Below are 14,856 nucleotides of genomic sequence, written 5' to 3' on the forward strand. Positions count from 1 at the left end.
AAAGGTGCATTACCAAAAGAAAACGGGAGCCGAGGCTCCCGTTTTTCAACCGGCTCAGGCGTTGGTCTTGGCCGGGGACTTGCGCTTGAACAGGTAGCACACGCCCATCAGCACGATCCACACCGGGATTGCATACACCGACACGTCGATGCCCGGAATCTGCAGCATGATGCCGAGGATGAAGACCACGAAGGCCAGGCACAGCCAATTGCCGTAGGGGTACCACAGCGCGCGGAAGAACGGCTGCACACCTTTGGCCGACATGGCCTTGCGGAACTTCATATGGGCCAGGCTGATCATCGCCCAGTTGATCACCAGCGCGGCGACCACCAGCGACATCAGCAGCTCCAGCGCCTGGTGCGGGATCACGTAGTTGACCACCACGCAGGCCAGGGTAATGAAGGCCGAGACACCGATGGCCAGCAGCGGCACGCCACGGTCATCGACCTTGGCGAAGGCACGCGGCGCATCGCCCTGTTCGGCCAGACCGAAGAGCATGCGGCTGTTGCAGTACACGCAGCTGTTGTAGACCGACAGCGCGGCGGTGAGCACCACGAAGTTCAGGATGTGCGCCGCATACTCGCTGCCCAGCAACGAGAAGACCTTCACGAACGGGCTGCCGCTGTAGGGATCGCCGGCGCTGTTGATGCTCTGCAGCAGGGCATCCCAGGGGTACAGCGAGAGCAGAACGGCCAGGGCGCCGATGTAGAAGATCAGGATCCGGTAGATGACCTGGTTGATCGCCTTGGGGATCACCTTCTTCGGCTCGGCGGCTTCGGCGGCGGTGATACCGACCAGTTCCAGGCCGCCGAAGGAGAACATGATGATCGCCAGGACCATGATCAGCCCCTTCCAGCCATTGGGGAAGAAGCCGCCATGGGTCCACAGGTTGCTCACCGAGGCCTGCGGACCGCCGGCACCGCTGACCAGCAGCCAGACGCCAAGCAGGATCATGCCGATGATGGCAACGACCTTGATGATCGCGAACCAGAACTCGGTCTCGCCGAAAGCCTTCACGTTGAACAGGTTGATGGCGTTGATCAGGACGAAGAACACCGCTGCCGTCGCCCAGGTCGGGAAATCCGGCCACCAGAACTGGATGTACTTGCCGACCGCGGTCAGCTCCGACATGCCCACCAGGATGTACAGCACCCAGTAGTTCCAGCCGGACATGAAGCCGGCGAAACCGCCCCAGTACTTGTGCGCGAAATGGCTGAAGGAGCCGGCGACGGGCTCCTCGACGATCATCTCGCCCAGCTGGCGCATGATCAGGAAGGCGATGAAGCCGCCGATGGCATAGCCGAGGATCATCGACGGGCCGGCGGATTGCAGGACGCCGGCAGAGCCCAGGAACAGGCCGGTACCGATGGCGCCGCCGAGGGCGATCAGCTGGATATGGCGGTTCTTCAGGCCGCGCTTCAGCTCGCCTTCATGCAGATGTTGTCCATCCATTTGAAGTCTTTCCAGGTTCGGGAATTGGCAGATTTTATTGATGTTTTATGGGGGTGCCACTAACGAAAAACGGGAGCCCGAGAGCTCCCGTTTTCCTGATCCGCCTGAATCAGCGCGGGAAAGCCGGCGGGTTCACGCCAGCCATGTCTTCCATCACGCGGACGACCTGGCAGCTGTAGCCGAACTCGTTGTCGTACCACACGTACAGGACGACGCGGTTATCGTTGGCGATGGTCGCCTCGGCATCGACGACGCCCGCATGGCGGGAGCCGACGAAGTCGGTGGAAACCACTTCCTGGGACGACACGAAGTCGATCTGCTTCTGCAGGTCCGAGTGCATGGCCATCTGGCGCAGGTACTCGTTGATCTCTTCGCGGTTGGTGGCCTTTTCCAGGTTCAGGTTCAGGATGGCCATGGAGACGTTCGGCGTCGGAACGCGGATGGCGTTGCCGGTCAGCTTGCCTTTCAGAACCGGCAGAGCCTTGGCGGCAGCGGTAGCGGCGCCAGTCTCGGTGATCACCATGTTCAGCGGCGCGGCGCGGCCACGACGGCTGCCCTTGTGGAAGTTGTCGATCAGGTTCTGGTCGTTGGTGAACGAGTGAACGGTTTCGACGTGGCCGTTGACGATGCCGTACTGGTCGTTGACCGCCTTCAGCACCGGCACGATGGCGTTGGTGGTGCAGGAAGCGGCGGAAACGATCTTGTCGTCAGCGGTGATGTCGCCATGGTTGATGCCATGCACGACGTTCTTCAGCGCACCCTTGCCCGGAGCGGTCAGGATCACGCGATCGATACCCGGGCACTTCAGGTGCTGGCCCAGGCCTTCGGCGTCACGCCACTTGCCAGTGTTGTCGACCAGCAGGGCTTTCTTGATGCCGTACTGGGTGTAGTCGATCGACGCCGGGTCGTTGGAGTAGATCACCTGGATCAGGTTGCCGTTGGCAGTGATGGTGTTGTGCTCTTCATCGATGGTGATGGTGCCATCGAACGGACCGTGCACGGAGTCGCGGCGCAGCAGGCTGGCGCGCTTGACCAGATCGTTGTCGGCGCCCTTGCGGACGACGATGGCGCGCAGGCGCAGGCCGTCGCCACCACCGGTCTTCTCGATGAGGATGCGCGCCAGCAGGCGGCCGATGCGACCGAAGCCGTACAGGACGACGTCGGTGCCTTCGCGGGCGCCGCCGTTCTGCTTGCCGACCACGTCGGCCAGCTCGTCCTTGGTGAACTGCTCGATGCTGCGGCCATTACCTTCGGTCTTGAACTTGGCAACCATCTTGCCCAGGTCTACCGAGGCAGCGCCCAGCTTGAGTTCGCTCATCGCCTTGAGGATCGGGAAAGTGTCGTGAACCGACAGCCCGCCTTCTTCGGCCAGGCGGTGACGGGCGAAGCGGTGCGCTTTGAGGATCGCGATCACCGAACGGTTGATCAGGCCACGGCCGTAGATCGAGGTCACCACGTTGTTGTTACGGTACAGCTGACCGATCAGCGGAATCATGGCTTCCGCGAGGGCTTCACGATCGATCCACTCACCGAGACACTGGTCGGGCTTCTGGGTCACGGGCAATACCTTCCACATGTAGGAGAAGAAAAAAGGGGCTACATTATGACGGCGCGAACAATCGCCGGCAATCCGCAGCGGTCGTATGACTGACATCCGTCAATCGGGATAGTTACAATCCGATGGGTCAAATTCCTCGACCGGAGCCACGACTGCCCGTGTCCGTATTACGTATTCCTACCTTGCCGACCGCGGCCGGCAAGCAATCCTGGGGCAACCTCCCTGGAGCCGCCCTGAGCCTGGCCATCGCCGAAGCGGCTGGGCCGGCGAAGCGTTTCACGCTGTTGCTGACCGCCGACAGCCAGAGCGCCGAGCGCCTGGAACAGGAGCTGCGCTTCTTCGCGCCGGACCTGCCGGTGCTGCAGCTGCCCGACTGGGAAACCCTGCCCTACGACGTGTTCTCGCCGCACCAGGACATCATCTCCCAGCGCGTCGCCACCCTGTATCAACTGCCCGAACTGCGCCGCGGCGTGCTGGTGGTGCCGATCACCACCGCCCTGCACCGGCTGGCGCCGGCCAAGTTCCTGCTCGGCAGCAGCCTGGTACTGGACGTCGGCCAGAAACTCGACGTCGAGCAGATGCGCAGCCGCTTCGAGGCCGCCGGCTACCGCTGCGTGGACACCGTCTACGAACACGGCGAATTCGCCGTGCGCGGCGCGCTGATCGACCTGTTCCCTATGGGCAGCGAACTGCCCTACCGCATCGACCTGTTCGACGACGAAATCGAGACCCTTCGTACGTTTGATCCGGAAACCCAGCGTTCCATCGACAAGGTGGAGAGCATCCGCCTGCTGCCGGCGCGCGAGTTCCCGCTGCGCAAGGAAGCGGTGACGGGTTTCCGTGGTCGCTTCCGCGAGCGTTTCGATGTCGACTACCGCCGTTGCCCGATCTATCAGGACCTCGCCAGTGGCCTGACACCCGCCGGTATCGAGTACTACATCCCCCTGTTCTTCGAAGAGGGCGAGACTTCGACGCTGTTCGACTACCTGCCGCAGGACACCCAGGTGTTCTCCCTGCCGGGCATCGAGACCGCCGCCGAGCAGTTCTGGACGGACGTGCGCAACCGCTACGAAGATCGCCGCTACGACCCGGAACGCCCGCTGCTGCCGCCGGCCGAAGTCTTCCTGCCGGTGGAAGACTGCTTCGCCCGCCTGAAGAACTGGCCGCGCGTGGTGGTCAGTCCCGAGCCGATCGAGTCCGGTGTCGGCCGCGAACGCTTCCCCGCCGAAGCGCTGCCGGAACTGGCCATCGAGGCCAAGGCCAGCGAACCGCTGGCGCGCCTGCGCCAGTTCATCGAGCAGTTCGACGGCCGCATCCTCTTCACCGCCGAGTCCGCCGGCCGCCGCGAGGTACTGCTTGAGCTGCTGGCGCGGCTGAAGCTGCGCCCGGTGGAAGTCGAGGGCTGGCCGGGTTTCCTGGACCACAGGGACCGCCTGGCGATCACCATCGCACCGATGGACGAAGGCCTGCTGCTGAACGGCGACAAGGGCCAGCCGGGCATCGCCCTGGTGGCCGAAAGCCCGCTGTTCGGCCAGCGTGTCATGCAGCGCCGGCGCCGCGAGAAGACCCGCGATGGCGGCGAGAACGTCATCAAGAACCTCACCGAGCTGCGCGAAGGCGCGCCGGTAGTCCACATCGACCACGGTGTCGGCCGCTACATGGGCCTGATCACCCTGGAAATCGACGGCCAGAACGCCGAATTCCTCGCCCTGGAATACGCCGACGAAGCCAAGCTCTACGTGCCGGTGGCCAACCTGCACCTGATCGCCCGCTATACCGGCAGCGACGACGCCCTCGCACCGCTGCACAAGTTGGGTTCGGAGACCTGGCAGAAAGCCAAGCGCAAGGCCGCCGAACAGGTCCGCGACGTCGCCGCCGAGCTGCTCGATATCTACGCCCGCCGCGCCGCGCGCAAGGGCTACGCGTTCAAAGACCCGCAGGTCGACTACGCCACCTTCTCCGCCGGCTTCCCTTTCGAGGAAACCCCGGACCAGCAGACTGCCATCGAAGCGGTGGTAGCCGACATGCTCTCGGAAAAGCCGATGGACCGCCTGGTCTGCGGCGACGTGGGCTTCGGCAAGACCGAAGTCGCCATGCGCGCCGCCTTCGTCGCGGTGCACAGCGGCAAGCAGGTCGCCGTGCTGGTGCCGACCACCCTTCTCGCCCAGCAGCACTACAACAGCTTCCGCGACCGCTTCGCCGACTGGCCGGTGAGCGTCGAGGTGATGAGCCGTTTCAAGTCCGCCAAGGAAGTCGAAGGCGCCGTGGCGCAGCTGGCCGAAGGCAAGGTCGACATCGTCATCGGCACCCACAAGCTGCTGCAGGACGACGTCAGGTTCAAGAACCTGGGCCTGGTCATCATCGACGAGGAACACCGCTTCGGCGTGCGCCAGAAGGAGCAGCTCAAGGCGCTGCGCAGCGAGGTGGACATCCTCACCCTCACCGCCACGCCTATCCCGCGCACGCTCAACATGGCGGTGGCCGGCATGCGCGACCTGTCGATCATCGCCACGCCGCCGGCGCGTCGTCTCTCCGTGCGCACCTTCGTCATGGAAGAGCAGAAGTCGGTGATCAAGGAAGCCCTGCTGCGCGAACTGCTGCGCGGCGGCCAGGTGTACTTCCTGCACAACGAAGTGAAGACCATCGAGAAGTGCGCCCGCGACCTGGCGGAACTGGTTCCCGAGGCGCGCATCGGCATTGGCCACGGGCAGATGAACGAGCGCGACCTGGAACGGGTGATGAGCGACTTCTACCACAAGCGCTTCAACGTGCTGGTGGCCTCGACCATCATCGAGACCGGCATCGACGTGCCCAGCGCCAACACCATCCTCATCGAGCGCGCCGACAAGTTCGGCCTGGCCCAGCTGCACCAGCTGCGCGGCCGCGTCGGCCGCAGCCACCACCAGGCCTACGCCTACCTGCTCACTCCGCCGCGCAAGCAGATGACCCCGGACGCCGAGAAGCGTTTGGAAGCCATCGCCAACGCCCAGGACCTGGGCGCCGGCTTCGTGCTGGCGACCCATGACCTGGAAATCCGCGGTGCCGGCGAACTGCTCGGCGACGGCCAGAGCGGGCAGATCCAGGCGGTGGGCTTCACCCTCTACATGGAAATGCTCGAACGCGCGGTGAAGGCCATCCGCAAGGGCGAGCAGCCGAATCTGGAACAGCCGCTGGGCGGGGGTCCGGACATCAATCTGCGCGTGCCGGCACTGATCCCCGAGGATTACCTGCCGGACGTCCACGCCCGCCTGATTCTCTACAAGCGCATCGCCAATGCCGCCGACGAAGACGGCCTGCGCGAGCTGCAGGTGGAAATGATCGACCGCTTCGGCCTGCTGCCTGACCCGGCGAAGAACCTGATTCGTCTGACTTTGCTGAAACTGCAGGCAGAAAAGCTCGGGATCGTGAAGGTAGATGCCGGCCCGCAGGGAGGCCGGGTAGAATTCGCCGCCGATACCTGCGTCGACCCGCTGGTGCTGATCAAGATGATCCAGAGCCAACCCAATCGGTACAAATTCGAAGGGGCCACCCTCTTCAAGTTCCAGGTGCCCATGGAGCGCCCGGAAGAACGGTTCAACACGCTGGAGGCTCTCCTTGAGCGCCTCACGCCACAGACTCACTAAGGACCCTGTGCATGCGCCTGTTCCAACCCTTGCTGCTGTCGCTGGCGCTTCTGTCGCCCGCCGCCTTCGCCGAGCCCTACCAGGTGGAGCTGATTCTCTTCCAGCAGTCCGGCGACCCCGTGTTCGCCAGCCGCCCCGCCCCGGACGACTGGGCCAAGGGCGCACAACCGCCCGGGCCCGACAGTTCGCGCCCCACTGCCATGGACGCCCAGGTGGCCAAGCTCAAGCAGAACGAAGGCTTCCAGGTCCTGATGCACAAGGCCTGGCGTCAGGAAATCGATGCCAACCCGGTGCGGGTTTCCCTGAGTGAAGGCGACAAGCGTGACGGCCACTTCCCGGTGGAAGGCACCGTCACCCTCAGCCAGCAACGCTTCGTGAACACCCAGACCGACTTCTGGATCAACCAGTTCGGCCAGGATGGCCTGCTTGCCGCCAGCCAGCACATGGTCCAGGAGGCCAGCCTGAAGAACAGCGTGCTCACCTACCTCGACCATCCGAGCCTGGGCATGCTGATCAAGGTGACTCCGCTCAACGCCAAGCCTGCTTCCGCGCCGCCGCCCGGCATGGAAGACGAAGCGCCCACCGGCCCGGATGCGTCGCAGCAGCCAGCCCCGGCCGCCCCGGCAGACGGTGGTTTCGACGCCCCGCCGCCGGCGCAGCCCGCACAGTAGAACGCTCTCTGATAAACGCTCGCCATGGTCCCGTTCGCCGAGCATCTGCAGCGTATTCCCTGGCGTCGCCTGTTCCCGGCAATCACCCTGGTACGCGGCGAGACCTATGCCCGGGAAGACCGGGCAAGCGTTCTACGCCTGACCGAACGTTCGCTCGAAGGGCTGTGCCGTGGGTCTGACAGCAAACGCTATCGCCAGCGGATCAGCTTTTCCAGAAGTGGCGACACCCTCGACTGCCAGTGCGATTGCCCGGTCGGCTTCGACTGCAAGCATTGCGTCGCCGTATTACTGCACCTGCTGGACCGACAGGCGGCCACGGCGGACATCCCAACCAAGCCCGACGCGTTGCCCGTCCGATCACCCGCAAGCAGCTTGTCGCCGGCGCTGCAGACCTGGCTGAAACAGGCGCCCGCAGCGCTCAAGGCACCGCCGGAAACCCGGCGACCCTACAGTGGCCCGCTGTATTACCGGCTGACCAAGGGTGGCCGGATATTCATTCATACCGCGCAGCGCGATGAAGGCGGCCATCTGCTGGGGTATCCGCGCATCGCCTCCATTGCCCTCGCGCTGGGCCGAGGTGTCGCCGAGCCGGACCAGCGCATCCTGCTTCGCGCGCTCGGCGTGGCCGGCGTACAGCCGCAACACAATGAGGTGACGCTGCTGGGCCAGGATGGCAGCGACCTGCTGGAGTTGATCCTGCGCAGCGGGCAGTTGTTCCTGGAGCTCGAAAACCCTTCCAGCCAGCTGCAACCTGGTGCGGAACTGCCCGCCCGGCTCGCCTGGCACACCCGTGACGACGGGCACTTCGTCGTTGGCTGGCAGACCGATGCAGACCCCAAGCCGCAGCTGCTGACCCAGCTGACCCCGCCCTGGTACGTTGATCGACAACGCTTGCGCGCCGGTCCCCTGAACCACGGACTGCCCGAGGCCCTGGCCTGTTACCTGGCGAGCGCCCCGGCGATCCCTCCGCAGGAGGCCACGCTCTTCAGCCTGCAACTGAAAGCCCTGGCGCCCCAGGCACCGCTACCCGTCGCCGGTCAGGAGCGCCAACTGGAGATCCAGCCCGTGCCGCACCTGCGCCTGAACACCGTGCGCAACAGGATCTACGGCGACAAAGACCAGCACCAGGCCTGCCTGGTCTTCACTTATGGCAAGCAGCAGGCCCATGGCCCTGTGCGCAGCGGCCAGCCAATTCGCTATCTGGAAGACGGCACCTTCGTCGCCATCGAGCGGCAACCCAAGGCGGAGCAGGTGCTGCGCAAGACGCTGCAGAAGCTGGGCCTGAAGAAACTCGACAAACTCGCCACGCCCGGCACGCTGGCAGACCGCTGCGAATGCTATCGGCCAGCCGACGACGCGCAATGGGCCGCCATTGTCCGGCAGATACCGCAGCTTCGCGCCCAGGGTTGGCTGGTCGAGATCGACGAAGACTTCCCCTTCGACTTCAGCGACGTCGAAGACTGGTATGCCCAGATCGATGAGCAGCCCGGCCACTCGTGGTTCGACCTGGAACTGGGGATAGTGGTCGATGGGCAACAGGTCAGCCTGCTGCAACCGCTTCTGGAGCTGATCCGGACACCGCCGCCCGCTCTGTACCAGACAAGTGGCGACGGGGAGCTGCCCGTCCGCCTCGAGGCTAAGCGCCAGGCAGATGGCAAGCCATTGACCGTAAGCCTGCCGCTGGCGAGGGTGCGCACCGTGCTCCAATTGCTGGAGGGCTTGCTGCTGAGCAACCTGCAGCATGACCAGGCCCGGCTGCGGATTTCCTTCGCCGACGCCAGCCTGTTGGCCCAGCTCGACGAACAGCCACTGCACTGGCAAGGCGGCGAACGCCTGCTGAACTTCGCCCGGCGCCTGCGCGACCATCACCAATTGCCTTGCGCCGCGCCCAAGGGGCTGCAGGCGCAGTTGCGCCCCTATCAAGCGCAAGGCCTCGGCTGGATGCAGTCACTGCGCGAACTGGAGCTTGGCGGCATCCTCGGCGATGACATGGGGCTGGGCAAGACGCTGCAGGTACTGGCCCACATCCTCACGGAAAAGCACGCCGGGCGCCTGGATGCCCCAGCCCTGGCCGTGATGCCCACCAGCCTGGTAGCCAATTGGCAGGACGAGGCGGCGCGCTTCGCCCCGCAACTGCGGCTGCTCACCCTCCACGGCAGCGGTCGGCACAAGGCGCTCGCCAATCTCGAACAGTACGACCTGCTTCTGACCACCTACACCCTGCTGGCGCGGGATATCGAGACACTGGCCCGGCAGCCGCTGCACCTGGTGGTGTTCGACGAAGCGCAATACCTCAAGAACGCCCGCAGCAAGGCTGCCAGGGCCGCCAGCCGCCTCGACGCCCGGCAACGCCTGTGCCTGACGGGCACACCGCTGGAAAATCACCTGGGCGAGCTGTGGTCCTTGTTCAACCTCGTTCTGCCCGGCTGGCTGGGTGATGAGCGCAGCTTTGCCCGCCTGTACCGCCACCCGATCGAAAAGGCCGGAAACGAGCGCCGCCTGGCCCACCTGAACGCACGGATCAAACCCTTCCTCCTGCGCCGCCGCAAAGACCAGGTCGCCAGCGAGCTGCCACCCAAGAGCGAAATCACCCACTGGGTGGAGCTCAGCGACACCCAGCGCGACCTCTACGAGACGGTGCGCCTGGCGATGGACACCAAGGTCCGCGAGGAAATCCACCGCAAGGGACTGGCCAGCGCCCACATCGTCGTACTCGAAGCGCTGCTCAAACTGCGCCAGGTCTGTTGCGATCCGCGCCTCCTGCAGGAAAGCCTGCCAACCGGATCAGGCAAGCTGAACGCCTTGCTCGAGATGCTCGATGAACTGCTGGCAGAAGGCCGACGCGTGCTCCTGTTCTCTCAATTCACCTCGATGCTGGATCTGATCCAGGCCGAGCTGCAGGCGCGCAACATTCCCTATGCCCTGCTCACTGGCGAAACCCGCAACCGACGCCAGCCTGTGGAAGACTTCCAGCAAGGGCGCGTACCGCTGTTCCTGATCAGCCTGAAGGCTGGCGGCACCGGCCTGAACCTCACCGCCGCGGACACGGTTATCCACTACGATCCCTGGTGGAATCCAGCCGTCGAACAGCAGGCCACCGACCGCGCGTACCGCATCGGCCAGGACAAGCCTGTGTTCGTCTACAAGCTGATCGCCCACGGCACCCTGGAAGAGAAAATTCAGCAACTGCAGGCACGCAAGGCCGCGCTGGCCGCCGGTGTACTGGAAGAAGGCAAGGACAGCGGCCTGCAACTGCAGGAAAGTGATATCGACGCACTCTTCGCGCCGCTGCCGAAACCGTAGAGGCGGGATAACGAGCTCTTGATCTTTTAGGAACGGACATCCGCGATCCGTACGGCACGCCGCTGGATTGAAAGGCGCGGACAGCGTCCCGAATATCGCTCCGGGCGTGCGCTCTGCCCTGCCCTGACCGCGTCCCCCCCGCTCCGAAGGGAGAGAGAGCCATCCGAGCCGGCTCAAACTGCGGTTTAAGCCTGCCCCTCTCCCTGCAGGGACGGGTTAGGGAGAGGGAAATCGCCGGTACTGAGCTTCAGTCAAAGGCAGTTGCGCCTACGGGAATCGTTCCTCAGGTGCGGGAGGCTGACCACTCGAAGCGTATTCAGCTCACCAACACGCGCCCCAGCACCTCGCGCACCTTGCCGATACCTTCGTGGAGCGCCTGCTCGATCTCAGCCATGGTGATGATGCCGCTGGACTTGCCTGCCGCCGGGTTCACCACCAGCGACAGACAGGCGTAAGGCAGATCCAGCTCGCGGGCCAGCGCGGCCTCGGGCATACCGGTCATGCCGATGATGTCGCAACCGTCGCGTTCCAGCTTGGCGACTTCCGCCACGGTTTCCAGACGCGGCCCCTGGGTCGCGGCATAGACGCCATGACTGCTGTACGCATAGCCCAGCCCCTGCAGGGCGGCGATCAGCTTGACCCGCAGCGCCTCGTCATAGGGATGGCTGAAGTCGATGTGAGTGACCTGCTCGATGTCACCGGCGAAATAGGTGTGCTCGCGGCCCCAGGTGTAATCCACGATCTGGTGCGGCACACAGAGATGGCCGCTCCCCATGGCCGCGTGGATGCCACCCACCGCGTTCACCGCCAGGATGGCTTCGGCCCCGGCCTGCTTCAGCGCCCAGAGGTTGGCGCGATAGTTCACCTGGTGCGGCGGGAAGCGATGCGGATGGCCGTGACGGGCAAGGAAGAGCACCTCGCGGCCGGCGAACTCGCCGCGCTGGATGGCCGCCGAAGGCGCGCCGTAAGGCGTATCCAGCTCGATGGCGTCCTTCAGGGTCAACCCTTCGAGCTGGGTCAGGCCGGTGCCGCCGATGATGGCGTAGACAGTCATGGCAAATCCTTAGTCGATCAGTTGAGCGGCGCGCAGTTCGCCGACGGCTTGCTGCCAGCGCGGCAGCTGCTTGTATTCGGTGCCCGGCCAGGCCTTGGCGCGCATGCGCTGCAGGCGCTGCGGCGCCGTGACCTTCAGGCGCTGCAGGGCGCCCAGGGCCAGCTCGGCGGAGGCGCGGTCGTTGCACACCAGGCCCATGTCGCAGCCGGCGCTCAGTGCGGCCTCGATGCGGTTGGCGGCATCCCCGACCACGTGGGCACCGGCCATGGACAGGTCATCACTGAAGATCACGCCGTCGAAGCCCAGTTCGCCGCGCAGGATGTCCTGCAACCAGCGGCGAGAGAAGCCGGCGGGGTTCGGATCGACCTGCGGGTAGATCACATGGGCGGGCATCAGCGCGTCCAGTTCGCCGGACAAGCGCTGGAACGGCACCAGGTCCACCGCCCGGATCTGCTCCAGCGTGCGCTCGTCCTCCGGAATGCCGACATGGGAATCGACTTCCGCCCAGCCGTGGCCGGGGAAATGTTTGCCAGTGGAAGCCATGCCGGCGGCGCGCATGCCGCGGATGAACGCGCCCGCCAGTGTGACGGCACGCTCCGGATTGCCTTCGAAAGCGCGGCTGCCAACTACGGCGCTGCGTTGATGATCCAGATCCAGCACCGGGGCGAAGCTCAGGTCGAGCCCAACCGCCAGCACTTCGGTTGCCATCAGCCAGCCACACTGCTCGGCCAGCCGCTCGGCATTGGCATTGTCAGCGATGGCGCGCATCGCCGGCAGACGCAGGAAACCCTGGCGCAGGCGTTGTACGCGACCGCCTTCCTGGTCCACCGCCAGCAGCAGATCGGGACGCACCGCGCGGATGGAGGTCATCAGCTCGCGCACCTGGCGCGGCGATTCGATGTTGCGGGCGAAGATGATCAGGCCACCGACTTCAGGGTGGCGCAGGATCTGGCGGTCCTCGGCGGTCAGCCAGGTGCCGCCGATGTCGAGCATCAGGGAGCCTTGCATGTGCATTCCTTTCAATTCAGTTGCGCCGTCTGCCAATCGGGACAGGCGGCCTCTTCGATTCGGACCCGGCAATGGAGGGGAACTTGCGGGAAGAGTTCCAGCAGGTCGTCATTGCGCAGGCGGATACAGCCATGGGATAGCGGCATGCCCATGGGCTCGCAGTCAGGCGTGCCGTGAAGATAGATATAGCGGCGGAAGGTATCGACCGCGCCCATCCGGTTGCGCCCCGGCTCGCAGCCGCTGAGCCAGAGGATGCGCGAGAGTATCCAGTCTCGACCGGGAAACGCCTCGTGAAGCTCAGCCGTCCAGGTCTCGCCGGTCCAGCGTCGCCCCTTCAGCACAGCAGCCCTGGGCAGGCCATCGCCGATGCGTGCGCGGACCTGGTGCAAGCCGCGCGGCGTGCAGCCAGAACCGTTGCCCTCCCCCGCCCCCTTGGCGGCGCTGGAAACCGGAGCACGCACGACCAGACGCTCCGCGGCGAAGCCGTAGAGCATCTGGTCAGCGAGGGAGATATGGAGAAGATCGAGATCAGCCATGGCCGGCTACTGTAGCCGATCGAGCCGATGCAGCCCAGCACGAAGCCGGGCCAGGATCAGACCTTGGCGGGAGCCTGGGAAGTACTCGACTTACTACGCGGCTTGAGCTGAGCGCCGGCCAGCGAAGGATCGTTGACGCCGCTGTCGGCACGCATGCCGGCGGCGAGGAACGGCACCATCAGGCGCATCACCTGCTCGATGGAAGTGTTCACCCCGAAATCGTTCTCGGCCATGGCGCGCAGCGCCTTGATGCCGGACATGCTGAACACCGCAGTACCCAGCATGAAGTGCACGCGCCAGAACAGCTCCAGCGGCGGCAGGCGCGGCGCGGATTCATGGACCAGCAGCATGTAGCGGCGGAATACCTTGCCGTAGACCTCTTCGAGGTATTTGCGCAGGTGCCCCTGGCTCTGACTGAACGCCAGGCCCAGCAAGCGCATGAAGATGGACAGGTCGTTGCCGCTGCGCGGCTTCACCGCCATGGCCTGGACCACGAGCAGCTCCAGCAGCTCTTCGAGGGTTGCGCGCGGCGCATCGGGCTTGGCCTGGCGGCGATCCAGTTCCTTTTCGAGACTGGCGCAGAACGGACCGAGGAAGCGCGAGAAGACCGCCTGGATCAGCGCCTTCTTCGAGCCGAAGTGATAGTTCACCGCCGCGAGGTTCACCCCCGCCTTGCTGGTGATCAGACGCAGGGAGGTTTCGGCGAAGCCTTTCTCCGCGAACAGCTGTTCCGCAGCATCCAGGATGCGTTCGACGGTTTCCGACTGGGCCATGGCTACTCCGCCTGACAAACACTTGTTTGAAACATACGTTTCAGCGTCTTGTATTGTCAAGCAAAGTGCGATGGATTGTTACCAATATCATGGCAATGCGACGAGACACCTTCTGTATAGCAAGACGCCTGCCAAGATCAAAAGGTTACATGCGCGAACGTTCCAGCGACAGCCGCGACCAATAAAAGCATTGCCAGCCGGCCATCACTGTATATAATTCCAGGCACTGTATAAAAAGCCAGAGTATGGACATGCTGAAGCTCACGCCGCGCCAAGCCGAGATCCTTGCCTTCATCAAACGCTGCCTGGAAGCGAACGGCTACCCGCCTACCCGCGCTGAAATCGCCCAGGAACTCGGCTTCAAGTCGCCCAATGCCGCCGAGGAGCACCTGAAAGCCCTCGCCCGCAAAGGCGCCATCGAGATGACCCCGGGCGCCTCCCGCGGCATACGCATTCCCGGCTTCGAGCCCAAGGCCGCCGCCAATGACGACGAACTGCCGATCATCGGCCGCGTCGCCGCCGGCGCGCCGATCCTCGCCGAACAGAACGTCGACGACACCTGCCGGATCAACCCCACCTTCTTCAACCCGCCGGCCGACTACCTGCTGCGCGTACGCGGCCAGAGCATGAAGGATGTCGGCATCATGGACGGTGACCTGCTCGCCGTACATGTCACCCGTGAGGCGCGCAATGGCCAGATCGTCGTTGCCCGCCTGGGTGAAGAGGTAACGGTGAAGCGCTTCAAGCGCGAAGGCAGCAAGGTCTGGCTGCTCGCCGAAAACCCGGAGTTCGCCCCCATCGAGGTCGATCTCAAGGAACAGGAACTGGTCATCGAAGGCTTGAGCGTCGGCGTGATCCGCCGCTGAACAGGAGACATC

The 14,856-nt window shown here is 64.6% G+C and carries 9 protein-coding genes and 1 pseudogene; 4 read left to right on the forward strand and 6 right to left on the reverse strand.

Annotated elements, in window-relative coordinates:
- Positions 1-93: 93 nt before the first annotated feature.
- Positions 94-1,452 (reverse strand): annotated as a pseudogene (locus tag MJ122_RS00495) (amino acid permease); the annotation flags it as partial.
- 109 nt (positions 1,453-1,561) lie between these two features.
- On the reverse strand, positions 1,562-3,028 hold the full coding sequence (locus tag MJ122_RS00500) for a glyceraldehyde-3-phosphate dehydrogenase (protein WP_088416914.1): 1,467 nt from the start codon (positions 3,026-3,028) through the stop codon (positions 1,562-1,564).
- Positions 3,029-3,168: 140 nt separating this feature from the next.
- Here MJ122_RS00500 and mfd point away from each other — a divergent pair, with 140 nt between their 5' ends.
- Genes mfd through MJ122_RS00515 form a run of 3 tightly spaced genes read left to right on the forward strand, consistent with a single transcriptional unit; the run spans position 3,169 to position 10,607 of the window.
- Positions 3,169-6,633 carry a transcription-repair coupling factor gene (gene mfd, locus MJ122_RS00505; RefSeq protein WP_239741739.1) on the forward strand — a complete coding sequence of 1,155 codons (3,465 nt, stop codon included), beginning with the start codon at positions 3,169-3,171 and terminating at the stop codon, positions 6,631-6,633.
- Positions 6,634-6,644: 11 nt separating this feature from the next.
- Positions 6,645-7,304 (forward strand): CsiV family protein, encoded by a 660-nt coding sequence (locus MJ122_RS00510; protein WP_239741741.1) that lies wholly within the window; start codon positions 6,645-6,647, stop codon positions 7,302-7,304.
- A gap of 24 nt (positions 7,305-7,328) precedes the next feature.
- Entirely contained in the window at positions 7,329-10,607 is a 3,279-nt protein-coding gene (locus tag MJ122_RS00515; protein ID WP_239741742.1) for a DEAD/DEAH box helicase, read from the forward strand.
- A 316-nt stretch (positions 10,608-10,923) separates the two neighbouring features.
- On the opposite strand, the gene MJ122_RS00520 is transcribed toward MJ122_RS00515, so the two are convergent.
- From MJ122_RS00520 to MJ122_RS00535, 4 genes are read right to left on the reverse strand one after another with little or no spacing between them, the layout of a single operon-like run.
- Positions 10,924-11,661 (reverse strand): S-methyl-5'-thioinosine phosphorylase, encoded by a 738-nt coding sequence (locus tag MJ122_RS00520; RefSeq protein ID WP_088416910.1) that lies wholly within the window; start codon positions 11,659-11,661, stop codon positions 10,924-10,926.
- A 9-nt stretch (positions 11,662-11,670) separates the two neighbouring features.
- Positions 11,671-12,669: a beta-N-acetylhexosaminidase gene (gene nagZ / locus MJ122_RS00525; protein WP_017519278.1), complete on the reverse strand. Its 999-nt coding sequence runs from the start codon at positions 12,667-12,669 to the stop codon at positions 11,671-11,673.
- Positions 12,670-12,680: 11 nt separating this feature from the next.
- Positions 12,681-13,205, reverse strand: a complete 525-nt coding sequence (locus MJ122_RS00530) for a L,D-transpeptidase (protein ID WP_088416909.1) — start codon at positions 13,203-13,205, stop codon at positions 12,681-12,683.
- A 56-nt stretch (positions 13,206-13,261) separates the two neighbouring features.
- Positions 13,262-13,978 (reverse strand): TetR/AcrR family transcriptional regulator, encoded by a 717-nt coding sequence (locus MJ122_RS00535; protein WP_088416908.1) that lies wholly within the window; start codon positions 13,976-13,978, stop codon positions 13,262-13,264.
- A gap of 251 nt (positions 13,979-14,229) precedes the next feature.
- Here MJ122_RS00535 and lexA point away from each other — a divergent pair, with 251 nt between their 5' ends.
- Positions 14,230-14,844, forward strand: a complete 615-nt coding sequence (gene lexA, locus MJ122_RS00540; protein WP_026079098.1) for a transcriptional repressor LexA — start codon at positions 14,230-14,232, stop codon at positions 14,842-14,844.
- The last annotated feature ends 12 nt before the right edge of the window (positions 14,845-14,856 follow it).

This window comes from Pseudomonas sp. DP-17, assembly GCF_022380625.1.
Taxonomy (GTDB): Bacteria; Pseudomonadota; Gammaproteobacteria; order Pseudomonadales; family Pseudomonadaceae; genus Pseudomonas; species Pseudomonas nitroreducens_A.

Bases quoted from the DNA above. Each gene is read 5' to 3' on its own strand.
- MJ122_RS00500 (WP_088416914.1), bottom strand. From the start codon at position 3,028: ATGTGGAAGGTATTGCCCGTGACCCAGAAGCCCGACCAGTGTCTCGGT.
- MJ122_RS00510 (WP_239741741.1), top strand. From the start codon at position 6,645: ATGCGCCTGTTCCAACCCTTGCTGCTGTCGCTGGCGCTTCTGTCGCCC.
- MJ122_RS00515 (WP_239741742.1), top strand. From the start codon at position 7,329: ATGGTCCCGTTCGCCGAGCATCTGCAGCGTATTCCCTGGCGTCGCCTG.
- MJ122_RS00520 (WP_088416910.1), bottom strand. From the start codon at position 11,661: ATGACTGTCTACGCCATCATCGGCGGCACCGGCCTGACCCAGCTCGAA.
- nagZ (WP_017519278.1), bottom strand. From the start codon at position 12,669: ATGCAAGGCTCCCTGATGCTCGACATCGGCGGCACCTGGCTGACCGCC.
- MJ122_RS00530 (WP_088416909.1), bottom strand. From the start codon at position 13,205: ATGGCTGATCTCGATCTTCTCCATATCTCCCTCGCTGACCAGATGCTC.
- MJ122_RS00535 (WP_088416908.1), bottom strand. From the start codon at position 13,978: ATGGCCCAGTCGGAAACCGTCGAACGCATCCTGGATGCTGCGGAACAG.
- lexA (WP_026079098.1), top strand. From the start codon at position 14,230: ATGCTGAAGCTCACGCCGCGCCAAGCCGAGATCCTTGCCTTCATCAAA.